Annotated in this window: 24 protein-coding genes; all 24 read left to right on the top strand. The window is 63.9% G+C overall.

All coding sequences use genetic code 11. From position 1 onward, the window contains the following. The first annotated feature begins 92 nt into the window (after positions 1–92). The 24 genes from SA496_RS15590 to SA496_RS15480 all read left to right on the top strand — a co-directional run bounded on the left by SA496_RS15590 (position 93) and on the right by SA496_RS15480 (position 19791). A complete protein-coding gene (locus SA496_RS15590; RefSeq protein WP_330114089.1) occupies positions 93–464 on the top strand; it encodes a putative holin in 372 nt (123 codons plus the stop codon). After that, positions 457–786 carry a phage holin family protein gene (locus tag SA496_RS15585; RefSeq protein ID WP_330114088.1) on the top strand — a complete coding sequence of 110 codons (330 nt, stop codon included), beginning with the start codon at positions 457–459 and terminating at the stop codon, positions 784–786. Before SA496_RS15590 ends, SA496_RS15585 begins: the two co-directional genes overlap by 8 nt. Beyond that, entirely contained in the window at positions 773–1201 is a 429-nt protein-coding gene (locus tag SA496_RS15580) for a lysozyme (protein WP_330114087.1), read from the top strand. The genes SA496_RS15585 and SA496_RS15580 overlap by 14 nt, the downstream gene beginning before the upstream one ends. Positions 1202–1211: 10 nt before the next feature. Further along, positions 1212–1406 carry a DUF7940 domain-containing protein gene (locus SA496_RS15575; protein WP_330114086.1) on the top strand — a complete coding sequence of 65 codons (195 nt, stop codon included), beginning with the start codon at positions 1212–1214 and terminating at the stop codon, positions 1404–1406. Between the two features lie 42 nt (positions 1407–1448). Beyond that, complete coding sequence (locus tag SA496_RS15570; RefSeq protein ID WP_442965063.1) at positions 1449–1793, top strand: HNH endonuclease; 345 nt, start codon at positions 1449–1451, stop codon at positions 1791–1793. A gap of 57 nt (positions 1794–1850) precedes the next feature. Further along, entirely contained in the window at positions 1851–2330 is a 480-nt protein-coding gene (locus tag SA496_RS15565; RefSeq protein ID WP_330114084.1) for a phage terminase small subunit P27 family, read from the top strand. A 3-nt stretch (positions 2331–2333) separates the two neighbouring features. Further along, positions 2334–4043, top strand: a complete 1710-nt coding sequence (locus SA496_RS15560) for a terminase large subunit (RefSeq protein WP_330114083.1) — start codon at positions 2334–2336, stop codon at positions 4041–4043. Continuing rightward, entirely contained in the window at positions 4043–5281 is a 1239-nt protein-coding gene (locus tag SA496_RS15555; RefSeq protein ID WP_330114082.1) for a phage portal protein, read from the top strand. The genes SA496_RS15560 and SA496_RS15555 overlap by 1 nt, the downstream gene beginning before the upstream one ends. Further along, a complete protein-coding gene (locus SA496_RS15550; protein WP_330114081.1) occupies positions 5256–5903 on the top strand; it encodes an HK97 family phage prohead protease in 648 nt (215 codons plus the stop codon). The genes SA496_RS15555 and SA496_RS15550 overlap by 26 nt, the downstream gene beginning before the upstream one ends. 10 nt (positions 5904–5913) lie before the next feature. Further along, the gene (locus SA496_RS15545) at positions 5914–7065 is read left to right on the top strand and encodes a phage major capsid protein (protein ID WP_330114080.1); all 1152 of its coding nucleotides are present in this window, start codon (positions 5914–5916) and stop codon (positions 7063–7065) included. Between the two features lie 196 nt (positions 7066–7261). After that, complete coding sequence (locus SA496_RS15540; protein ID WP_330114079.1) at positions 7262–7570, top strand: head-tail connector protein; 309 nt, start codon at positions 7262–7264, stop codon at positions 7568–7570. Then, positions 7567–7893 (top strand): phage head closure protein, encoded by a 327-nt coding sequence (locus SA496_RS29280; RefSeq protein WP_442965062.1) that lies wholly within the window; start codon positions 7567–7569, stop codon positions 7891–7893. Before SA496_RS15540 ends, SA496_RS29280 begins: the two co-directional genes overlap by 4 nt. Further along, positions 7886–8428 carry an HK97-gp10 family putative phage morphogenesis protein gene (locus SA496_RS15535; RefSeq protein ID WP_330114078.1) on the top strand — a complete coding sequence of 181 codons (543 nt, stop codon included), beginning with the start codon at positions 7886–7888 and terminating at the stop codon, positions 8426–8428. The genes SA496_RS29280 and SA496_RS15535 overlap by 8 nt, the downstream gene beginning before the upstream one ends. Next, positions 8425–8790: a DUF3168 domain-containing protein gene (locus tag SA496_RS15530; protein WP_330114077.1), complete on the top strand. Its 366-nt coding sequence runs from the start codon at positions 8425–8427 to the stop codon at positions 8788–8790. Before SA496_RS15535 ends, SA496_RS15530 begins: the two co-directional genes overlap by 4 nt. A 58-nt stretch (positions 8791–8848) precedes the next feature. Next, positions 8849–9499, top strand: coding sequence for a ubiquitin-activating E1 FCCH domain-containing protein (locus tag SA496_RS15525; protein WP_330114076.1), 651 nt, complete (start codon positions 8849–8851; stop codon positions 9497–9499). Beyond that, entirely contained in the window at positions 9496–9867 is a 372-nt protein-coding gene (locus tag SA496_RS15520) for a hypothetical protein (protein ID WP_330114075.1), read from the top strand. Before SA496_RS15525 ends, SA496_RS15520 begins: the two co-directional genes overlap by 4 nt. Positions 9868–9944: 77 nt before the next feature. Then, complete coding sequence (locus tag SA496_RS15515; protein ID WP_330114074.1) at positions 9945–10079, top strand: hypothetical protein; 135 nt, start codon at positions 9945–9947, stop codon at positions 10077–10079. A gap of 5 nt (positions 10080–10084) precedes the next feature. Further along, positions 10085–12190 (top strand): hypothetical protein, encoded by a 2106-nt coding sequence (locus tag SA496_RS15510; RefSeq protein WP_330114073.1) that lies wholly within the window; start codon positions 10085–10087, stop codon positions 12188–12190. Continuing rightward, entirely contained in the window at positions 12187–13071 is an 885-nt protein-coding gene (locus SA496_RS15505) for a DUF2460 domain-containing protein (RefSeq protein ID WP_330114072.1), read from the top strand. The genes SA496_RS15510 and SA496_RS15505 overlap by 4 nt, the downstream gene beginning before the upstream one ends. 4 nt (positions 13072–13075) lie before the next feature. After that, positions 13076–13969, top strand: coding sequence for a DUF2163 domain-containing protein (locus tag SA496_RS15500; protein ID WP_330114071.1), 894 nt, complete (start codon positions 13076–13078; stop codon positions 13967–13969). Next, the gene (locus SA496_RS15495; RefSeq protein ID WP_330114070.1) at positions 13966–14394 is read left to right on the top strand and encodes an NlpC/P60 family protein; all 429 of its coding nucleotides are present in this window, start codon (positions 13966–13968) and stop codon (positions 14392–14394) included. The genes SA496_RS15500 and SA496_RS15495 overlap by 4 nt, the downstream gene beginning before the upstream one ends. Next, positions 14391–17525 carry a phage tail protein gene (locus tag SA496_RS15490; RefSeq protein ID WP_330114069.1) on the top strand — a complete coding sequence of 1045 codons (3135 nt, stop codon included), beginning with the start codon at positions 14391–14393 and terminating at the stop codon, positions 17523–17525. The genes SA496_RS15495 and SA496_RS15490 overlap by 4 nt, the downstream gene beginning before the upstream one ends. Then, complete coding sequence (locus SA496_RS15485) at positions 17522–19294, top strand: DUF2793 domain-containing protein (RefSeq protein ID WP_330114068.1); 1773 nt, start codon at positions 17522–17524, stop codon at positions 19292–19294. Before SA496_RS15490 ends, SA496_RS15485 begins: the two co-directional genes overlap by 4 nt. A 137-nt stretch (positions 19295–19431) precedes the next feature. After that, positions 19432–19791, top strand: coding sequence for an HNH endonuclease (locus tag SA496_RS15480; RefSeq protein WP_330114067.1), 360 nt, complete (start codon positions 19432–19434; stop codon positions 19789–19791). Positions 19792–20073 lie beyond the last annotated feature (282 nt).

The following is a 20073-nucleotide window of genomic DNA, read 5'->3' as shown; positions in this document are numbered from 1 at the left end:
CTGGGCTTTTTCGTTTCTGTTCCTGCTGCTTCCCCTCATCAGCAGCGCCCCTCTGCCGGCCACCCGCCGGCGTTTTATTTGGAGATCACCTCATGGCCGAGCCAGGAACTGGCGCGATCGCCACCGCCGGGCTGTTCGGCATCGGCGGCGCCGCTCTGGTGCCCGGCGTCGACATGAACGCAGTGATCGGTGCCTTCGCCGGCGCCATGTTCTTCGTGGTGTACGCCAAGGACCTCTCGCCCTTGGCGCGCATCGGCTACTTCATCGCCTCATGGATAGTGGGGTACTACGTCGCCAGCGAATTCATAGGGCGCGAACTGGCCAAGACATCGGGCCTGGTCGCATTCGCGGGCGCCTTGTTCTGCGTCGTCGTGGGCACCAGCTTGTTGGAGTGGGTGCAGGGAGGAAAGACGCCTGGTTGGCTCCGCTTCATCGCGGACCGCTTCGGAGGTCGAAATGGTTGATCCCTGGACCCTGGCTGCTGCGTCGATCTGCAGCGCCATTTGCTTGCGCATCGCTTCCTTTCGCCGTGGCCAGTTGCGGTACCGCCTTGGCGTGTCCTTGGTGGCCTATTTGCTGTGCATTGGCAGTGGCGGATATGCGCTGACGGTTTTCGTTGAGGCACTTCGGGGCTCGCACCCTGCGTCGATCTCGCCCTGGCTGCTGATCATTCTCGGCGCTGTGATGGTTCTGATCTACCGCGCCAAGGGCAACGTCGCCCGGTTCATTCAGTTGGACTTCCAGGACAAGTGGGACGGAAAGGATCGCCGCCATGCGCACAAGTGACGCTGGCGTTGCCCTGGTTCAGGGCTATGAAGGCCTGCGCCTGACTGCGTACCGCGACAGCGTGGGTGTGCTCACCATCGGCTACGGACATACCGGCGCCGATGTGAAGCAGGGCATGACCATAACCCGTGACGAGGCCGAGCGCCTGCTGCGGGATGACCTGCATGACGCCGAGTCCGCCGTCGAAAAGGCGGTTCGCGTGCCGATGACCCAGGGCCAGTTCGATGCCCTGGTCAGTTTCGTGTTCAACCTGGGCGCTGGCCGCCTACAGACGTCCACCTTGCTGCGCAAGCTGAACGACCGTAACTACATCGGTGCTGCTGATGAGTTCCCGCGCTGGAACAAGGCCGGTGGCAAGGTGCTGGCTGGTCTGACCGCACGTCGCGGTGCTGAGCGCGCGCTCTTCCTTTCCTGAGGTATTCGTCATGCAACTGATCGATAACGTCTCCCAGCTGTTCAAGATGACCAGCGTGCAGATCGCCGGCGCCACTGGCCTGCTGGCACTGGCTGAGCAGCTGCTGCCGCAACTGGCCGGTGTTATCCCGCCGGTTGCCTATGCCGTGCTCACTGGCCTGGTGATTGTCGCCCGCGCCGTAAAGCAACCTGCGCTGGCCAAGTAAGCAATGGCTCGTCCTTGCCGTGCTCATGGATGCCCAGCCCTGGTGAATAGCCGTGGGCAGAAGGGCTACTGCGATGGTCATGCTGATCAGCGCAGCAATTGGAGCAAGCGCGAGGATCGCTCAGGCAGCACCACCGAGCGTGGCTATGGTGCGGCCTGGCGCCGCATCCGCGAACGCATCATGGCGCGTGACAAGGGGCTCTGCGTGGCGTGTGCCGAACAGGGTCGAGTCACCCCTGCCAAGCACGTCGACCACGTCATCAGGAAGGCAGATGGAGGCACCGATGACGATGCCAACCTGCAGTCCCTGTGCGTGCCCTGCCACGAGGCCAAGACGGCCAACGAGGGGAGGGGGCGGGTCAAAAGTCTGGGGCCTATGCCTAAGTGACCGCCCCGTAAAGCTTTCTCGCGTCGCCGCGAAAAATGAAATTCGGGAGTTGCGCTGATGCCGGGGGTCAAGGGGCGCTCCGGGCGCCGACCCAAGCCGACCGCTGTCAAGGAGTTGGCGGGGAATCCCGGCAAGCGAGCCCTCAATAAAGCTGAGCCTGACTTCACCCAGGTCACCAACGTCGAGGCGCCGGAGTGGCTGGCTGAAGAAGCCGCCGGCATGTGGGCGATGGTGGTCCCCGAGTTGCTGGCCCAGAAGCTCCTGTGCATCACCGATCTGCATAACGTCGAGGCCTTTTGTACGGCCTACGGCAACTGGCGCGCCGCCCAGCGGCTGGTGATCGAGCATGGCCCATTGATGACCTCGGCCATGGGCAGTCCGATGAAGAACCCCGCGCTGACCGCCGCCAAAGAGGCGATGGCGCAGATGGTGACCTTCGGCGCGCTGCTCGGTCTGGACCCGTCCAGTCGCTCGCGACTCACCGGCGGCAAGAAGTCGTCCTCCGGCAATGCGTTCCTAGACCTGCTGACCAACTGACCTATGGCCTACAAGTACCCCAACGTCGAGGCGGCGAATCGCTTCGCGCGCGACGTGGTGCGCGGCCGGGTGCTCGCCAGTCGGTACGTCAGGCTGTGCTGTCAGCGTCACCTCGATGACCTGGTGGCGAGTAAGTCGGCGAAGTTCCGTTTCAAGTTCGACCCGGCCAAGGCCGAGAAGAAGCTGCGGCTGATCCAGATGATGCCGCACGTCAAAGGCGAGTGGGGTTTCAAGCGGCAGCTGGTGTCCTTGGAGCCCTGGCAGAAATTCGGCCTCGCGGCGACCTACGGCTGGGTACGGAAGAAGTCCGCTCAGCGCCGCTTCCGCGAGAGCTACTGGGAGGTCCCGCGCAAGAACGGCAAGTCTGTGGTGGCTGCCGGCGTCGGCATTGTCGGTTTCGTTGCCGACGACGAGTTCGGTGCCGAGGTCTACAGCGGGGCCACCACCGAGAAGCAGGCCTGGGAAGTGTTCCGCCCGGCCAAGCTGATGATCCAGCGCACGCCAATGCTGATCGAAGCAGCTGGCATCCAGGTGAACGCTTCGAACATGAACCGTCCCGAGGACGGTAGTCGCTTCGAGCCAATCATCGGCAACCCGGGCGACGGCGCTTCGCCCAGCTGCGCGATCGTCGACGAGTACCACGAGCATGACAGCGCGGCGCTCTACGAGACCATGCTGACCGGCATGGGAGCACGTCGCCAACCGCTGATGTTCGTCATCACCACCGCCGGCAGCAACATCGAAGGCCCGTGCTACGAGATGCGCCGCCGGGTGATCGACATGCTCGAAGGCACGGTCCCTGACGACGAGCTGTTCGGCTGGATCTGGACCATCGACGAAGGTGACGACTGGACCGACCCCAAGGTGCTGGCCAAGGCCAACCCGAACATGGGTGTATCGGTTTATGCCGACTACCTGCAGAGCCAGCAGCAGAAGGCGGTGAAGAACGCCGCCTTCCAGAACACCTTCAAGACCAAGCACCTCAACATCTGGGTTTCCGCCCGCAGTGCCTACTTCAACATGGAGGCCTGGAAGGATTGCGCCGACCCGTCGTTGTCGCTGGAGGACTTCCAGGGCGCCGAGTGCTTCATGTGCCTCGACCTGGCGAGCAAGACCGACATCTGCGCGCGGATCAACCTGTTCTCCCGGGTGATCGGCGATCAGCTGCATTACTACTGCGTGGCCCCGCGCTTCTACCTGCCGGAGGAAACCATCCAGTACGGCAAGGAGCGCAAGGTGATCGAGCGCTACCAGAAGTGGCTGAACATGGGCCTGCTCACCGGCCATGACGGCGCCGAGGTGAACTTCGGCGTGGTGCGCGACGAGCTGTTGGCAGATGCCAAGACCGTCGCCCTGACCGAGATACCACACGATGAGTGGGGCGCCTTCCAGATAGCCCGCGACTTCGAGGAAGCCGGCTACACCCCGGTGAAGATCCCGAAGACCACGCGCAGCTTCTCGCCGGCGATGAAGGAGTTGAACGGCGCCATCCTCAATGGCCGCTTCCACCATGATGGCAACCCCATCCTCGGCTGGATGATGGGCAACGTGGTGGCGAAGCCTGATGCCAACGAGAACGTATTCCCCCGCAAGGAAACCGCGGCCAACAAGATCGACGGGCCGGTGGCCCTGCTCATGGGGATTAGCCGGGCGCTGGTCCACGAGAAGCCGCTTGACCTCGACTCCTTCCTCTCTGATCCCGTGGTGCTTTGATGCCTCTATTCCAGACGATCCGTGGTTGGTTCAGCGGACAGGGCGGCCCTGCGCGCAACCCGGGGTTGCAGAGCTCCCAGCCTGCCGGCTACACGTCCGCGTCGGCGGCCCCCGTCAACTTCGACAGCGCCATGCAGATTTCGGCGGTGTGGGGGGCGGTGCGGATCGTTTCGGAGACCATCGGCTCGCTGCCGTTCAACCTGTACGAAGTCAACGCCGAAGGTCGCAAGGTGGCCAGTGACCACCCGCTGCACCGCGTTCTGACCCGCCGCCCGAACCGCTACCAGACCCGCGTCGAGTTCTGGGAAAGCATGGCGTTGAACCTAGCTATATCGGGTAACGCCTACGCCATCATCCAGCGCAGCGGCAGCAGGATAGTTGGTCTGTTGCCGCTGTCCTCAAGCCAAGTGGAAACCACGTTGCTTGACGATGGCAGCGTGGTCCACGCGTACACCGATGGGGTAAACGTCAAGGTCTACGCCGCCGAGAACATCTGGCACGTCAAGCTGTTCGGCAATGGAGTGATCGGGTTATCGCCGTTGGCCTATGCCCGCAACAGCATCGGCATCGCCATCGCCGCCGACAACCGCGTCACCAAGATTTTCAGCAACGGGGCCAAGCCCTCCGGCGTGCTGACCATCGACAAGACCTTGACCAAGGAGCAGCGCGCCCAGGTCAGGGCCAATTTCTCCGAACTGGAGGAAGGCAACGAAGACCGGTTGTTCGTGCTTGAAGCGGGGATGCAGTACCAGCAGGTCAGCATGACCCCGCAGGATGTCGAGCTTCTGGAGTCCCGGCGCTTCCAGATCGAGGACATCGGTCGCTTCTTCGGCGTGCCGTCGATCCTGCTCAACCAGACCTTCGGACAATCGTCGTTGGGTTCCAACGTCTACGAAATCCTGAGCGCGTTCTACAAGTTGAACCTGCGCCCGTACCTGGAAAAGTTTGAAGAGTCGATTCTGCGTTGGCTGGTGACCGAGGCCGAGGCGCAGCGCCTGGAAGCGGAGTTCGACTTCGATAGCCTCCTGCGCGCCGACACCCTGAGCCGTTATCAGGCCAATCGCGAAGCCATCAACTCTGGCCAGTTGACCCCCAATGAGGCGCGCCTCAGCGAGGGTCGTCAGTCCCTGCCCGGTGGCGACCAGCTGCTGGTGCAGGGCGCCATGATTCCCATTCAGAACGCCGGCCAAAAGCCCGTGCGAGAGGTGCCCAATGGAACGCAAGACTCTCAACCTTGAGGCCATCGACGTTAAGTTCGACGCGGCCCGGCCAGGCTTCTTTTCCGGCTACGCCTCCAAGTTCGGGGGTGTGGACAGCTACGGTGACACCATCCTCCCCGGCGCCTACAAGAAGACCCTGAAAAAACGGAGCCGCCCAATTCAGCTGCGCTGGAATCACTGGGGGCCCGTGATCGGTAAATGGTTGAAGACCGAGGAAGATGAACAAGGTCTTTACGTCGAGGGCGAACTGACCCCTGGTCACTCGGTGGCCCAGGACGTGTACGCCTCACTGAAGCACGGTGCGGTCACGGGATTGTCCATCGGCTTCCGCCCGGTGCAGATCAATGACCATGGCGATGGCCGTCGCGACCTGAAGGAAATCGACCTGATCGAGATCAGCGTCGTTGAGTCGCCTGCTGACCTGGCGGCGCAGATTGGCGACGTGAAGTCCGCCATAGACCAAGCGCAATCCCTGAAAGAAATCGAGGCCTTCCTGCGCGATGCGGGTGGGTTCAGCCGGGCAGACGCCGTCACGCTGGTGGCGCGCATCAAGTCCTTGGCTCGCGGCGAGCGTGAGCCAGAACTGAAAACCGCAGAGATTGCGGGACTCTTCCAGCACTTCCAATTCCCGCAACTTTGAGGAAACAACCATGAGCGAAGAACTCAAGAGCGTCATCGAGACTGGCCTGAAAAGCGTTCAGGATCAGCTCCAGGCCAAGATGGCCGAATACAACGCAGAGCTGGCTAAGTCCACTGGCCAAGTCCGTACTGAACTGACCGGCGAAATCGAGAAGCTGGCCGAGCAGTTCAAGGGCCTGCAGACTGAACTGGCTGACCTGGCGCAAAAGCAGGGCGCCCCGTCCGCCCCGGGCGCCTTCATCACTGCTGGACAGGAGTTCGTGAAGTCCGACCAGTTCAAGGCTCTGGCCGCGCGTACCGTGAACCAGGTGCGTTTCGAGGTGAAGAACACCGTGGTCGCCGACAGCACCACCACCTTCCCAGACCAGCGCCCCGGTATCATCGCCGGCAGCTTTGCGCCGCTGACCATCCGCCAGCTGATCCCGACCATCAACGTCGCCAGCAACGCGGTGAACTCGCTGCGTGAGTCCGCCTGGACCAACGACGCCGCCGAAGTCGCCCAGGGCGCCGCCAAGCCGGAATCCGACATCACCTTCGCCCCGTACAACGTGGTGATCGAGACCGTCGCTCACTGGATCAAAGTGTCCAACCAGCTTCTCGCCGATGCCCCCGCTGTGGCCGCTTACATCGACACCCGCCTGCGCGACGGCCTGGACCAGCGCATCGACAAGCAGCTGCTGAACGGCAACGGCACCTCGCCCAACCTGTCTGGTCTGACCGATGCGGGCAACTTCACTGCCTTCACCGCCACCAGCGGCGCCAACCTGGTCGAGTCGATCAACAAGGCCAAGTACAACCGCTGGGCCGTTGGCGAGGTCGTGGATACCGTCATCGTCAACCCGGCGGATTGGGCGGTTATGGAACTGCTGCGCGAAGGCGCTGGCACCGGTGCGTACCTGTACGGCGCCCCGGGAACCAACGCTGGCATGAACCCGTTCGGCCTGAATGTGGTGCTCTCGGCCAACATGACTGCCGGCCAGTTCCTGATTGGCAGCCTGCGCGGCGGCGCCACCATCTACCAGCGCCAGGGCGCCGTGGTAGAGATGGGCTTCGTGAACGATGACTTCACCAAGAACCTGGTGACCATTCGCGCCGAAGAACGCCTGGGCCTGGCAGTAGATCGTCCGGCGGCGATCATGTACGGCCCGATCACCGCGGCCTAAGTAGGGATGGCGGCCTTCGGGTCGCCACCTCTCCAGGGGTGAAGAATGAAAGCCAAAGCGTTGAAAACCTTTTTCCACGACCAACTCGGGCGTGTAGAGAAAGGTCAAGAATTCGAGGCGAATGAGGCACAGCTTGCTCCAGTGCGCCGATTCGTCGAAGTGTACGAAACCAAGGTGATCCACGAGGTGCCGAGCAATGGCCGTGCTGACGCTGACCGAGATCAAGGCGCACCTGCGGATAGACGACGCCGCCCAGGACGCTCAGCTGCAAAGCCTGAGTGATGCCGCCGAGGACTATGCATCCCAGTACCTTGGCCGCCCATTGCCCTGGCAGGACAGCCAAGGCGCAGATGTGTCGGTGCCGGCTTCGATTCGCGCTGCGCTGCTGCTGATCGTTGGTGACCTCTACGAGAACCGCGAGGGTCAAATCGTCGGAACGATTCGCGCAGACAACCCGGCAGTCGAGCGCCTTTTGCATTTCTACCGCGTCGGGTTGGGTATATGAGAGCCGGGAAGCTTCGCCACCGAATCACCTTTCAGGCTCGGCAACTTGGCGCGGACGATTTTGGCCAGCCAAGTCAGAGCTGGCTCGAGATTGCCACTGTCTGGGCATCGGTTGAGCCGATCAGCGGCAGAGAGCTACTGGCCGCCCAGCAGGTTCACGGGGAAACCACTCACAGGATCCGCTGCCGGTACCTCGAAGGCATTACCTCGTCGGCTCGTGTCTTGTTCGGTTCTCGGGTGTTCGATATCCAGACCCTGATCAATTCAGACGAACTGGGTGCCTCCCTGGAAATCCTAGCCAAAGAGGGCCCCACCGATGGCTGATGACTGGGGCCAGGCGCGCCTGGAAGGGCTGACCGAACTGAAAGGCACCCTGCGTGCACTGACGCCCAGGCTGGAGAAACGGGTGGTGATGGGCGCCCTGCGCGCTGCCGCTCAGGTGATCCGCCGGGATGCGTTGTCGCGGGTGCCGGTATTGCAGACGCCTCACCCGTACCGGAAGCCTGGCACAGTCAAGAAGAACATCACCGTCCGCCGCTCCCGAAGAGATCGGGCGGGCGTCTACGTCGGCGTGAAGCCGATGGGCAACAAACAGATCAGAGCCTTCTCTGCGGGAGCCCGCGCTACAGGGCAGCGCGGGACCAAGAAGACCCCTCTGTCGGCCCGCAATCCGGACGATCCCTGGTACTGGATCATGCTCGAGTTCGGCACCCGCAACATGCCCGCGCGCCCATTCCTTCGCCCTGCTTTCGAGACCAAGAAGTACGAGGCGCTGCAAAAGTTCGAGGAATACATGAAGCGTCGGGTGGTGAAGGAAGCCGAGAAACTGGCCCGCGAGATGGGGATGAAAGCCGCATGATTGAGCTCGACCTACGCGCCGCGCTGCTGGCACATGCTCCACTGACCGCTTTGGTGCAGCAGAAGGTGGCGGCCCTGATCGCCCCGGAAGGCACTCAGCCACCCTATGTGACCTATCAGTTGATCACCGGCACCCGCCAGGGCTCTATGAGTACCCAGGGTTCGCTGCGCAATGCCCGCATGCAGCTGCTCTGCTTCGCCCGTAGCTATGGTGAAGCCAAGCAGGTCGCCCAGGCGGTGCAGGACGCTGTCGAGGACTCGACGCAGTTCGAAGTCGTCTTCAACGGCGATCAGGACCTCTACGAGCCAGACACCAAGCTGCAATACGTGGTCCTCGACTACTCGATCTGGCAAGACACCTAATTCCCACCTTCATCCCCTGGCCCCGCACCTGCGGGGCTTTTTCATTGGAGAGCCCACAATGGCCATCAAGAACAAAGCCGTGTCCTCGCAGGGCACTCACTTCTACATCGAAGACTCGGCAGCCGTCGTGACGCCGCTGACCATCACCGCGATCACCAAGGCTGCCCAGGCTGTGGTGAGTATCGCGAGCCATGGTCGTGTGGTGGGTGATGTGGTGAAGTTCGCAGCAGTGGTCGGTATGACGGAGATCAACGGCCTGAGCGGCATCGTCACCGCGACTGCCTCCGGCACTATCACGGTGAACATCGACTCCACCGCTTTCACCACCTACGCCAGCGCTGGTACCGCCACGCCGGTGGCGTTCATCGAAACCTGCCAGCACAAGTCCTACAGCGGCTTCGATGGCCAGGCCTCGGAGATCGACACCACCACCATGTGCAGCACCGCCAAGGAGAAGATGCTTGGCCTACAGGACTTCGGCGGCATGTCGGCCGACCTCCACTACGTCGAGGACGATGCCTTCCAGGTTGCTGCGATGAAGGCCAAGGCCGACGGGGTGGCGCGCTGGTTCCGCCTGGTCAAGAAGAACGGCTACAGCAAGCTCTGGCAGGGCATCGTGCGCAGCTTCTCCGACAGCGGCGCCGTAGACGGCACCAACTCGGGCACCCTGGCCGTGACTATCACCGGTGAAGTGGTCGAGGTGAAATGATGCTGAGCCGCGAACAGATCCTCGGCGCTACCGACCGTAAGCAGGAAACCGTCCCGGTCGAGGCTTGGGGGGGCGAGGTGATCCTTACCGCCCTGAGCCTGGGCGATCGCACCATCATCGAAGCGGATTTCGTCCGCCTGGGCAAGCTGGAGATTGGTTCGCCGGAGCGGGTCACCGGGATGCGTGACCTGCAGGTGCGGATGGTCGCGATGTCGATCAGTGACACCTCAGGCGCCCCGCTGTTCACGCTGGACGATGTGGCTGAACTGTCGAAGAAGTCTTCCGAAGCCATCGGCCTGCTGGCCGACGCTGCCACCGTGCTCAACGGCTTTGCCGCCAAGGCGGTCGAGGACCAGGCAAAAAACTGAGGTGCCGGCCGGACCGGTATTTCCGGTTCCGGCTGGCCCGCGACCTAGGCATGACCGTGCGCGAGCTGGAGCGGCGCATGGACTCCCCCGAATACGTCGAATGGATGGCCTTCTACCAGGTCGAGTACGAGCTCCTGACCGGCACCATGCCGCCGCTGGAGTTCGACGACCCGGCCGAGCACTCCGCCGCCATTGACGCCCTCTTCAGGTAATCCCCATGGCTCTCGGTACGCTTACGATCGACCTGTCGGCGAACACCGCCCGACTGGAGTCCGACCTCGGCAAGGCCAACCGCATCGCCGAGCAGCAACTGTCGAAGATGGAGAAGATTGGCAGCCAGATCGGCAATGCCATCGGCACTGCCGTCGGCGCGCTGGCTTCCGGCGCCTTCGCCGCCTGGATCAAGACCAGCATCGACATTGCCGACAACGCCAACGATATGGCCATGGCTATCGGTATCAGCGTGGAGAGTTTCACCGCGCTGCAGTACGCCGCCGAGCACGAAGGCATCGCCATGGAGGCGCTGTCGGGGACCATGGCGAAGTTCAGCAAGAACATCGCGGCGGCCGCTGCCGGCAGCAAGAAGCAGGCCCAGGCCTTCGCGGATATTGGCGTGTCCGTGACCGACGCCGGCGGCAAACTGAAGGCGACCGATACGTTGCTGTTGGAAGTGGCTGACCGGATGGCGCAGTACGAAGACGGCGCCAACAAGGCTGCTGTCGCCCAGGACCTGTTCGGCAAAAGCGGTACCGCGCTGCTGCCCCTGCTGAATCAGGGTTCCGACGGTATCCGCCAACTGACCGACGATGCCCGCCAGCTCGGGCTGGTGTTCGACCAGGACGCCGCCGACAAAGCTGGCCAGTTCAACGACACGCTGTTCGCCCTGCAGGGCGCTTCGCGCGGCATCGCCAACCAGATCAGCCAGGGCCTGTTGCCGTCGCTCAATGACCTGTCGGGCCTCATGCTCGACCTGGCCAAGGACACCGACACCGCCAACACCGCCGCCGACGTGATCAGCGGCACCCTCAAAGGATTGGCCACGGTCGGCATCGTGATCAGCGCGTCCTTCAAGACTACCGGTGCCGCGATCGGCGCGGTCGCCTCGGCGCTGACCTCGGCTGCGCAGGGCGATTTCAAGGGAGCCTGGGCCACGATCCAGGCGGGTAGCGAGGACTATCTCAACAGCACCGAGGCCGCCATCGAGCGGATCAAGAAGCTCTGGAGCGGTGACTACCGCCAGGCTGGGGAGGGCGCGGCCGCCACGGCAGGCATCGTGCGCCAGGCGCTGGAGCGCAGTTCTCAGGCAGCCGAAGACCAGGCGAAGGCGACGCAGGCGTCGACCGATGCAATCAACTCGCAGATTCAGAGCCTCCAACTGCAGGCCGCGACGCTGGGCATGAGCAAGCAGGAAGCCACTCTCTACAAATTGGCCCTGGATGGCGCGACCGATGCCCAGCTCGCTTCGGCGGCCGCCGCCCTGGAGCAGGTGCAAGCCTACGAGCGCAATGAGCAGCAATTGCAGCGCCAGACCGAGGCCGCCAAGGAGGCCCAGCGGGTGCTGGAGTCGCTGTGGACCGAACCGCAGAAAGCCCTGGCCGAGTACCAGCAGAAGACCGAGGCGCTGCTCAAGGGCGGTGTCAGTGGGGCTCAGCTGGAAGAGGCCATGGGTCGTCTGGACGAGGAGCTGAACACCAAGCTGGACAACGTCGGCAAGAAATCAGGCGATACCACCGACGAGATTTCCGAAGCCTGGAAGTCCGCCGCGCAGAACATCCAGTCGTCCATGGCCGACACCTTCATGAACATCGAAACAACCACCTTCGAAGGCTTCCTCAACAGCTGGGGCAATCTGATCCAGCGCATGGCCGCCGAGGCCGCGGCTGCTCAATTGACCAATGCGCTGTTCGGGAGCGCCGCCGGCGGCGAGGGGGATGGATGGATAAAGCAAGGCATTGCCGCCGTGGCCGGCTGGTTCGGCGGTTCCGGTAGCGCATCGGCTTCCTTGTCGGCGGGCGCCAGCCAGGCGGGCTACTCGATGGACCTTTCCAACTTCGTCGCCGGGCGCGCGGTGGGTGGTCCGGTGATGCGCGGTCGCCTCTACGAAGTCGGCGAGAACAACGTCCCCGAGGTGTTCCGCGCCAACGGCCGGCAGTACATGATCCCGGGCAACAGCGGCAGCGTGATTCCAGGGGGTAGCAACCAGACGGTCAACGCCAGCTTCTATTACCCGAACGTCACCACTGAGCGAGAAGCGCGCCAGTCGCGTATTGCTACTCTGCGTGACCTAAATCGCCTGGTAGTCGGGTCGGGGAGGGCAGCATGAGCAAGCCTTTCCTCGAAGACCGCCTGCCCGTCTGCGTCCGTGTCGGCGCGCAGTGGGACGACCGCTTCTTCGTCAATAAGGTGCCCACGGCAGGTGGCGGCGACTATCGGTCGCTGAAGAACCCGCTGATGCGCCGGACCTTCGACATCAGCTACATCCTCAAGGACAAGGCCCTGGCCACCAGCGTGGCGTCGCTCTACTACCGGGTGTGGGGTGAGTATGCCGGGTTCCGGGTGAAGGCCCACGACGACTTCACCACGGCCGTCGACGGCAAGTCTGCCTACAGCCACACCGATTGCGTGCTGACTCTGATCAGTGCCGGGGTGTATCAGTTGGTCAAGGAGTACGGCCGTGACGGCCTCGCGCTGGCGGAACTGGGCCGACCGAAGCGTCCGCTGTACAAACCGGTGGCCAGCAAAATCGCCGTTGGCATCCAGGGTCAGGCCCTCCCCGCCGCGCAGTGGTCGGCCAGCAACACCACCGGCCAGATCACCGAAGCCGCGAACAAGAGCCGCACCATCACTGCGATCACCAAGGCCGCCCAAGCCGTGGCCACTGTGGGCAGCCATACATTCCTGGTGGGTGAGTCAGTGGTCATCAGTGGCGTGGTCGGCATGACCCAGATTAATGGCCTGCGCGCCCTGATCGTCGCCATCGGCGCCAGCACCATCACGTTGGCTATCAACTCCACGGCGTTCAGCACCTACACGAGCGGTGGCTCGGTGCAGACGCGCGCGCTCAACGCCGGCGCCGACGTCCTCACTGGTGGCTGTGAGTTCGACATTCCCTGCTACTTCGATTCGGCCTTCCCGGTCACTGCCCTGGAGGGCGCGATTCGCGAGACCTCCGGCCTGCAGCTGATCGAAATGCTCGAGCTCTGATTCCATGAAAGCACACGTCGCCGACTGGCGGACGCGGGTTTACTGCGTCCGGATTGAGCCAGCCAATGATTCGCCCGTGATCCGTCTGACTGCCCAGCCGACTGGCCTCAAGATGAGTAACGGCGAGGTCTACTTGGCTGAGCACGGGTACGAATTCTCTGGCTTTGGCGCGTCCAGCACCTTCGCCAGCTCCTCCATCGACCTCAAAGGGGTTGTCCAGCAGGGCGCCATCGACCGCGACGACCTGATGGCCGGGGTTTACGACAACGCCCGCGTCTACCTCTTCGCAACCAGTTGGAAGAAGGACCTGTCGATCGAGGACGAAGAACCGCTGGGGATGTTCTTCTTCGGCAAGGTGGAGACCACCGACGAGCAGTACTCGGTGCAGCTGATGTCGGGTATCGATGTGCTGTCGCAGTCGCAGGGTCGTAGCTACGGACCGACCTGTCCCTACACGCTGTTCGACGAAACCTTGGATGGGCACGTTGTGCCGGCCAGTCAGAGTCGCTGCACGGGGCCGCGCTCGAATCCTGATGGCCCAGCCCTGGCCGACTTCAAGGTCACCGGCACGCTCACCAGCGTTACCGACCAGTACTACTTCGCCGACAGCGGGCGCGTTGAGGCGGCCGATTACTTCGCCACCGGTTCCATTCGTTTCCTGACAGGGCCGAACGCCGGCCTGAAGCCGATCGCGGTCAAGGCCTTCACCGCTGGCGGCGTGATCCAGCTGCAGGAAGCCCTCTTCTATATGCCGGCGATTGGCGACCAGTACGAAATGATCCCCGGCTGCCGCAAGCGCCCGGAGGACTGCTTGTTCTGGGCGAACATGCGCAACTTCGGCGGCCATCCCCATGTGCCGGCGCCCTCGCAGTACGGCCAGATTGGGAGAGGCGCATGACCCGGGACGACGTTATCGGCGCCGTCCGCGAGGTGGAAGGGACGCCCTTCCGACATCAGGGTCGCGTGCCTGGCCTTGGCCTGGATTGTGCCGGCGTGCTGGTGCACTGCTTCCAGCGCCTGGGGCTGCCGTACCACGACGAGATGGGCTACCCGCGCAACCCGTTCGACGGCCAACTCGAGCGCATCCTCGACTGCCAGCCTTCTCTGCGCCGAGTTCCCAATACCGAACTGCAGCGCGCCGACGTTTTGTGCATGCGGATGGCCCGCGACCCGCAGCACATTGCCATCTACCTCGGCCTGATAGATGGCCATCCCTACATCGGCCACGGCAGTTCCGAACACAGGAAGGTGGCCATCCACCGCCTCGACGAGCTCTGGGGCGCTCGCATCGTCCGCGTCTACCGCTTTGAGGGCCTGCAATGAGTACAGGTCAGATCCTGGGCGGCGGCCTTGGCGCGGTCATCGGTGGGGTTCTCGCCGCACCCACGGGCGGCCTGTCGCTTGCTGGTGGTGCTGCGCTTGGCTTCCAGATCGGTATGGCGGCTGGCGGCTACCTCGACCCGCCCAAGGGGCCTACTGTCTATGGCCCTCGCCTGGGTGATAAGTCCGTCCAGACCAGCACCTACGGGACAATCCTCACCCGCTATTACGGAACCATCAGCGCCCACGGCAACGCCACCTGGCTGGAGAATGGCGAGCTCAAGGAAACCGTTCGCAAGAAGAAGCAGGGCGGCAAGGGCGGCGGCTCGGTCTCCACGGTCAAGACCTACACCTACAGCGCAACATTCTTCCTGTCGCTGGGCGAGGGTGAAATCGCCGGCATCCGGCGTATGTGGTGTCAGGACAAGCTGATCTACAACGCCGGCAGCGATGACCTGGAAACCATCATCGCCAGCAACCAGGCGGCGACTGGCTGGAAGCTCTACCGCGGCACCGACGACCAGCTTCCGGATCCGCGCTACGAGGCGGATGTCGGGGTGGGCAATGCCCCGGCTTACCGCGGCGAGGCCTACATCGCCTTCTACGACTTCCAGCTGGCGGACTTCGGCAACAGCCTGCAGGGTGCGCAGTTCAAGGTCGAGGTGGTCACGCAGTCCGACTTCAATGGGCTGCGTGGCGCGGTGGATGCTGCGTCCGGGCAGACCTACGGCGGCACCCAGTACATCTACAACGCCGATGGCGCCACCTTCATCAGCGATGCCGGGAATGGCTACGTCCACAATTTGTCGGGGAATGCGACGTTCACCGGCGCCACCCAGATTGAGAACCAGTTGCCGGCTTCATCGGGCACGACCTCCTACGTGGGCGGCCTGTCGAACGGGCTGTACCTGTTCGTCAGGCGCACCAACCTGACCTATGTCGATGGCGTCGACATCGGGGTGCGGGTGCCGGGGTCGCTGCTGGAGACCGGCGTCGTCCTGAATATCCCGCCTGCTGACAAGACCAACAAGAAGGTGGTCGGCTGCACGGTCACCAGCGATGGTGCGCACATCATCCTCGGGCTGTGCGACGACAGCCTGGATATCAACACCAGCATCACCACCGCCAAGTACTACATCCTTGATACCAGCTTCGATGTGGTATCGAGCGGCCCTGTGCTGAGCCCCATTTCGGCGCATGTGGGCATTTGCTGGGGTCGGACGCGCACCTTTGGTTACGTGGCCGCGTGCCTGTCGAACGACCTCCAGGACCTCTATCAGGTCGATGGCGCGGGGGGCGCCCTGCATCGCTACTCGATCAGCGCGGCCGGCCTGCAGTTCGAGGAAACCCTGTCGGGCGCCATCAGCTCGGCCGGCTTCTTCACGTTCCCGGCGATCTACGAGCGGGACAGCATCATCTACGTGGCTTCGGCGGCCCGCTTCTACACGTTCATCCGTTCGCCGCAGGTCATGCCCGAACTGACGCCGCTGGCGGCCATCGTCGAGCAGGAGATCGCCTTGTCGAGTTTGCTCGGGGCGGCAGACGTCGATACCTCACTGCTGACGGCGGAAGTACGTGGTTATCGGGTCTCCGGCGGCAGCATCCGCAGTGCGCTGGAGCCACTCCAGGGAGCCTACCCATTCGACATCATTCAGTCTGGCTATCAGCTGAAGTGTGTGCCGCGTGGCCAGGCCTCGGTAATGACCATTCCGTGGCAGGACCTCGGCGCGACCGATGGTGACACCCCTGGCCCTCTGCTTCAGGAACCAAGGGAGATGGATACCCAGCTGCCGGCGCGGACCAGCATCAAGTACCTCGACGCGGCTCGCGAGTACGCCATCGCCGAACAATCGGCGGCACGCGACAACACACCGGCCATCAACCGGGTGGACAAGGAGTTGGCGCTGGTCCTGACAGCGGACGAGGCGGCGGGTGTCGCTGATGTGCTGCAGAACCTGCCCTGGTTGGAGCGCACCCCGGCCAAATTCAGCTTGCCGCCGATCTACCTGGCGCTGGAGCCTGCTGATGTGGTGACCGTCGAGGCGCCCTGGGCAACCTACGAGTTGCGTCTCACCGAGGGGAATTACACGCCTTCCGGACGTGCCGAGTGGGAAGCGAAGCCCAACCGCGCGGCGCTCTACACCAGCAACGCCAAGGGCGGGGAGGGCGTGGCGCCGCCCGGGACGATTCCCATGCCGGGCCCCACGCTGTGGATTCCGGCCGACCTTCCGGTGGTCAGCGACACCGAGCAGAACGAGCCTGGCTTCGTCACTGCGGCGCTGGGCTTCACCAATGGCTGGCCGGGCGCGGTGCTGTTCATTTCGCCGGACAACGGCCAAACCTACGCGGAAGTGCAGGGCTATGCCGGCAAGGCGACCATTGGCTACGCGCGCAACGCGCTCGGCGCCAACAGCTGTGCGCTGGTGGATCAGGGCAGCGTTCTGGCCGTCGACCTGTTGGCCGGTGAGTTGGAGAGCATCACCCTCGAACAGATGATCGCCGGTGCCAACTACGCGGCCTATGGCGTGGATGGGCGCTGGGAGATTATCCGCTTCCAGGCCGCCAGCCTGCAGGCGGACGGTTCCTACCAGCTCTCGGGGCTCGTGCGCGGCGACAAGGGCACCGAGTGGGCGACCGGCCTGCACCAGGCCGGCGACTTCTTCGTGCTGCTGGCCGACCCGGACAACATCTTCATCGGCGCCGCGGTGGAGACCCTGGGCCTGGCGCGCACCTATCGCGCCGTGACCAGTGGCGCCAGCCTGGATTCTGCCGCTGATCAGCCGTTCACCTACCAGGGCGTGAACCTGCGACCGCTGTCGCCGACCTACCCGGTCGGCAATCGCAATGCCATCGGCGACCTGGCCTTCAGCTGGACGCGGCGCTCGCGCCTCAGTTCCAGCTGGTGGGCGACCGGGGTGCCCGCTCCAGTGGGCGAGACCAGCGAGTCCTACCAGATCGACGTGATGTCCGGCGCGACGGTCAAGCGCACCATCAGCACCACCTCGCCGGCCGCCACCTACACCGCATCCGAGCAGAACGCCGACTTCGGCTCTGCGCAGCCTGCCATCTCCCTTCGCATCTATCAGCTGAGCAGCGTCGTCGGACGCGGCTTGCCGCTGGAGGTAACCCTGTGACGACGACACCCAAGACCGGCCTGACCGACCTCTCCAACAATGCTGGGCAGCACCTGGTTGTCAATGGAGACTGGTCGATCATCGACCAGTTGCTGGACGCCACGGTCAAGGACAAGGATCTCACTGCGCCACCCGGCGGGACGCTTGCCGACGGCGATGCCTACATTGTCGCCGCCAGCCCGACCGGCGCCTGGAGCGGCAAGGCCACCCAGCTGGCGTACTGGCGCACCTCGGCCGGGGTCTGGCAGTTCATTGTGCCGCGCACCGGCTGGACGATGCGGGTCAGCGATGAGTTGGACGGCAATGGTCTGCCCAAGGAGTACGGCTTCGACGGCGCCAACTGGGAACTGGTGGCCGGTGCAGGCTCAACCCCGGTGCAGGACGAAGGCTCGACCGTCGTCGCTGCACCCACGGCAATCAACTTCGTCGGCGCCGGCGTCTCCGTGACTGATGTCGGTGGCGTGGCCACCGTCACCATTTCCGGCGGTGGGGCGGGCGGCGTGGCACCTGCCCTGCAATACACCTGCGAGACCGGCAGCACCGCCGACAGCGACCCGGGCGCCGGGCTGATGAAGTGGAACCACGCGACCCAGGCCAGTGCCACGCAGCTGTTCATCGACGACCTGACCGCCGATGCGGTGAGCATGACCACCCTGTGGGGCCAGCTGTCGCCGAACGGCTTCCTGCTCATCCAGAAGGCGGCCGATGCGAACACCTGGCAGCTGTGGAAGTTCACCTCGATCACCGCCGCGTCGGGCTATGTGAAGCTGGGGGTGACCCTGATCGCGGACGGTGGCGCGTTCACCGATGGCGATGCCCTGCTGCTGGAGTTCGACAACGGGGCCAGCGGCGGCGGTGGTCTCACCAACCTGACCGAGTCGAAGGTCACTGCTGCGCCGAATGCCACGGTTCCGGTCGTCTCCCTCTCCGTCACCATCACGGAAACCAATGGCGACTTGGCCATTGTGCCGAAGGGCACAGGCGCCCTGCTGGCGTCCGTGCCGAACAATGCGGCTTCGGGCGGCAACAAGCGCGGTGACCGCGCGGTCGACTTCCAGCGCAGCCGCTTCGATGCGACTCAGGTGGCCTCGGGTGCCGATTCCTTTATTGGCGGCGGCGCGTACAACACGTCCAGTGCGCTGAATACGGTAGTGGTCGGCGGCTACCAGAACACCGCCTCCAGCAACTATTCTGCGGTACTCGGCGGCCAGCAGAACACCGCCAGCGGCGTGCATGCCTGCGTGCCCGGGGGCCATAACAGCCTGGCCGATGGCGCAGGCTCCATGGCCGCCGGCATCGATGCGTCCACCCGGGCCATTCGCGGCGCGGCCGCCTACGCAGCCGGGATGTTCTCCAGTCGTGGTGATGCTCAGCGCGCGGAATATGTGCTGCGCCGGCAGACCTCTAACGCCACGCCGGCGCGACTCAGTGCGGATGGATCGAGCACCACAGCGCAGTTCCAGATCACGCCGCCGAACAACAGTGCTTACGCGTTCAGCGGGCTGATCTCGGCGCGGGCCAACTCGGGCAGCGTGACATCCATGTGGGAGATCAAGGGTGCGATCAAGCGCGATGGCTCCGCCGGCACTGCGGCGTTGGTGGGGACGCCCACGGTCACGTTGCTGGGGCAGGACGGCGGCGCTGCGGCCTGGGCGGTCGCGCTTACGGCTGACACCACGACGGGCTGCCTGGCCATTACCGTGACCGGCGCGGCCAGCACCTTCATCAACTGGGTGGCTGAAGTCAGGACTGCCGAGGTGGCCTGGTAAAGCCTTGAAGGTCTGCCTGCCCTCGGCTACCTTGTGCTGGCGCGGCGTTCGCCGTGGCACTCCACCGGCCAGGGTTCCCCGGCCGGTACCGTCTCTGTCCATCGGGCATGCGGATTCCTCAATAGAAGGAGTCGGCCATGTCTGCCCGAAAATCCCTCGCGACACCCCGCGCCCAGGCCTTCAAGGCCCAGCGTGGTCGCTGCTATTACTGCCACCTGCCCATGTGGCAGTCCAATCCCGAACAGTTCGCCACCCGTCATGGGCTGACCGTGGGCCAGGTGCAGGCATTGCGCTGTACCGGTGAGCACCTGGTGGCGCACAAGGATGGCGGCGGGGCAGAGCGGTGCAACATCGTGGCGGCATGCCGGTTCTGCAATCAGGCCAGGCACCGGAGGCCGATTGACCTCAGTGCGGAACAGTTCGCATCCCACGTGAGGCAGCGCTTGGCCAAAGGCGCCTGGCACCCCAGGGAACTTCGCCGCCTGAGTGATCGCTAGTGCCGCCCGAGTTGCGTAGCCTTTCAAGGCTACGTTTGGTGATGTGGCTTTCTGAGGCTACGGTGCAAGCGCGGGGGGAGGGGAGTGCCCAGAACGGGCGAGAGGGGCGATTGGCAAATACCAATTTCTGTACCAATCGCTGGGGAAAGGAGGGGATTTGGGGGAATGTCGCGGGTGCGAAAGCCCCGGTTTTCCTGCCCTGTAGCCCCCTCTAGACCCCGGTTGGCATCATAAGGAAATGTCGCGACAGCGTGCGCAAAACCTCCTCTGGAGGCCGCATTG

This window comes from Pseudomonas sp. JS3066 (genome assembly GCF_036328175.1).
GTDB lineage: Bacteria > Pseudomonadota > Gammaproteobacteria > Pseudomonadales > Pseudomonadaceae > Metapseudomonas.
Note: the sequence above shows the minus strand (reverse complement) of the source record. Positions and strands in the feature narration are given on the sequence as shown.

Coding starts and splice junctions, on each gene's coding strand:
- SA496_RS15545 (WP_330114080.1), top strand. CDS start 5,914: ATGAGCGAAGAACTCAAGAGCGTCATCGAGACTGGCCTGAAAAGCGTT.
- SA496_RS15555 (WP_330114082.1), top strand. CDS start 4,043: ATGCCTCTATTCCAGACGATCCGTGGTTGGTTCAGCGGACAGGGCGGC.
- SA496_RS15560 (WP_330114083.1), top strand. CDS start 2,334: ATGGCCTACAAGTACCCCAACGTCGAGGCGGCGAATCGCTTCGCGCGC.
- SA496_RS15540 (WP_330114079.1), top strand. CDS start 7,262: ATGGCCGTGCTGACGCTGACCGAGATCAAGGCGCACCTGCGGATAGAC.
- SA496_RS15495 (WP_330114070.1), top strand. CDS start 13,966: ATGACCCGGGACGACGTTATCGGCGCCGTCCGCGAGGTGGAAGGGACG.
- SA496_RS15505 (WP_330114072.1), top strand. CDS start 12,187: ATGAGCAAGCCTTTCCTCGAAGACCGCCTGCCCGTCTGCGTCCGTGTC.
- SA496_RS15580 (WP_330114087.1), top strand. CDS start 773: ATGCGCACAAGTGACGCTGGCGTTGCCCTGGTTCAGGGCTATGAAGGC.
- SA496_RS15510 (WP_330114073.1), top strand. CDS start 10,085: ATGGCTCTCGGTACGCTTACGATCGACCTGTCGGCGAACACCGCCCGA.
- SA496_RS15535 (WP_330114078.1), top strand. CDS start 7,886: ATGGCTGATGACTGGGGCCAGGCGCGCCTGGAAGGGCTGACCGAACTG.
- SA496_RS15550 (WP_330114081.1), top strand. CDS start 5,256: ATGGAACGCAAGACTCTCAACCTTGAGGCCATCGACGTTAAGTTCGAC.
- SA496_RS29280 (WP_442965062.1), top strand. CDS start 7,567: ATGAGAGCCGGGAAGCTTCGCCACCGAATCACCTTTCAGGCTCGGCAA.
- SA496_RS15590 (WP_330114089.1), top strand. CDS start 93: ATGGCCGAGCCAGGAACTGGCGCGATCGCCACCGCCGGGCTGTTCGGC.
- SA496_RS15530 (WP_330114077.1), top strand. CDS start 8,425: ATGATTGAGCTCGACCTACGCGCCGCGCTGCTGGCACATGCTCCACTG.
- SA496_RS15585 (WP_330114088.1), top strand. CDS start 457: ATGGTTGATCCCTGGACCCTGGCTGCTGCGTCGATCTGCAGCGCCATT.
- SA496_RS15515 (WP_330114074.1), top strand. CDS start 9,945: ATGGACTCCCCCGAATACGTCGAATGGATGGCCTTCTACCAGGTCGAG.
- SA496_RS15490 (WP_330114069.1), top strand. CDS start 14,391: ATGAGTACAGGTCAGATCCTGGGCGGCGGCCTTGGCGCGGTCATCGGT.
- SA496_RS15500 (WP_330114071.1), top strand. CDS start 13,076: ATGAAAGCACACGTCGCCGACTGGCGGACGCGGGTTTACTGCGTCCGG.
- SA496_RS15525 (WP_330114076.1), top strand. CDS start 8,849: ATGGCCATCAAGAACAAAGCCGTGTCCTCGCAGGGCACTCACTTCTAC.
- SA496_RS15480 (WP_330114067.1), top strand. CDS start 19,432: ATGTCTGCCCGAAAATCCCTCGCGACACCCCGCGCCCAGGCCTTCAAG.
- SA496_RS15520 (WP_330114075.1), top strand. CDS start 9,496: ATGATGCTGAGCCGCGAACAGATCCTCGGCGCTACCGACCGTAAGCAG.
- SA496_RS15565 (WP_330114084.1), top strand. CDS start 1,851: ATGCCGGGGGTCAAGGGGCGCTCCGGGCGCCGACCCAAGCCGACCGCT.
- SA496_RS15575 (WP_330114086.1), top strand. CDS start 1,212: ATGCAACTGATCGATAACGTCTCCCAGCTGTTCAAGATGACCAGCGTG.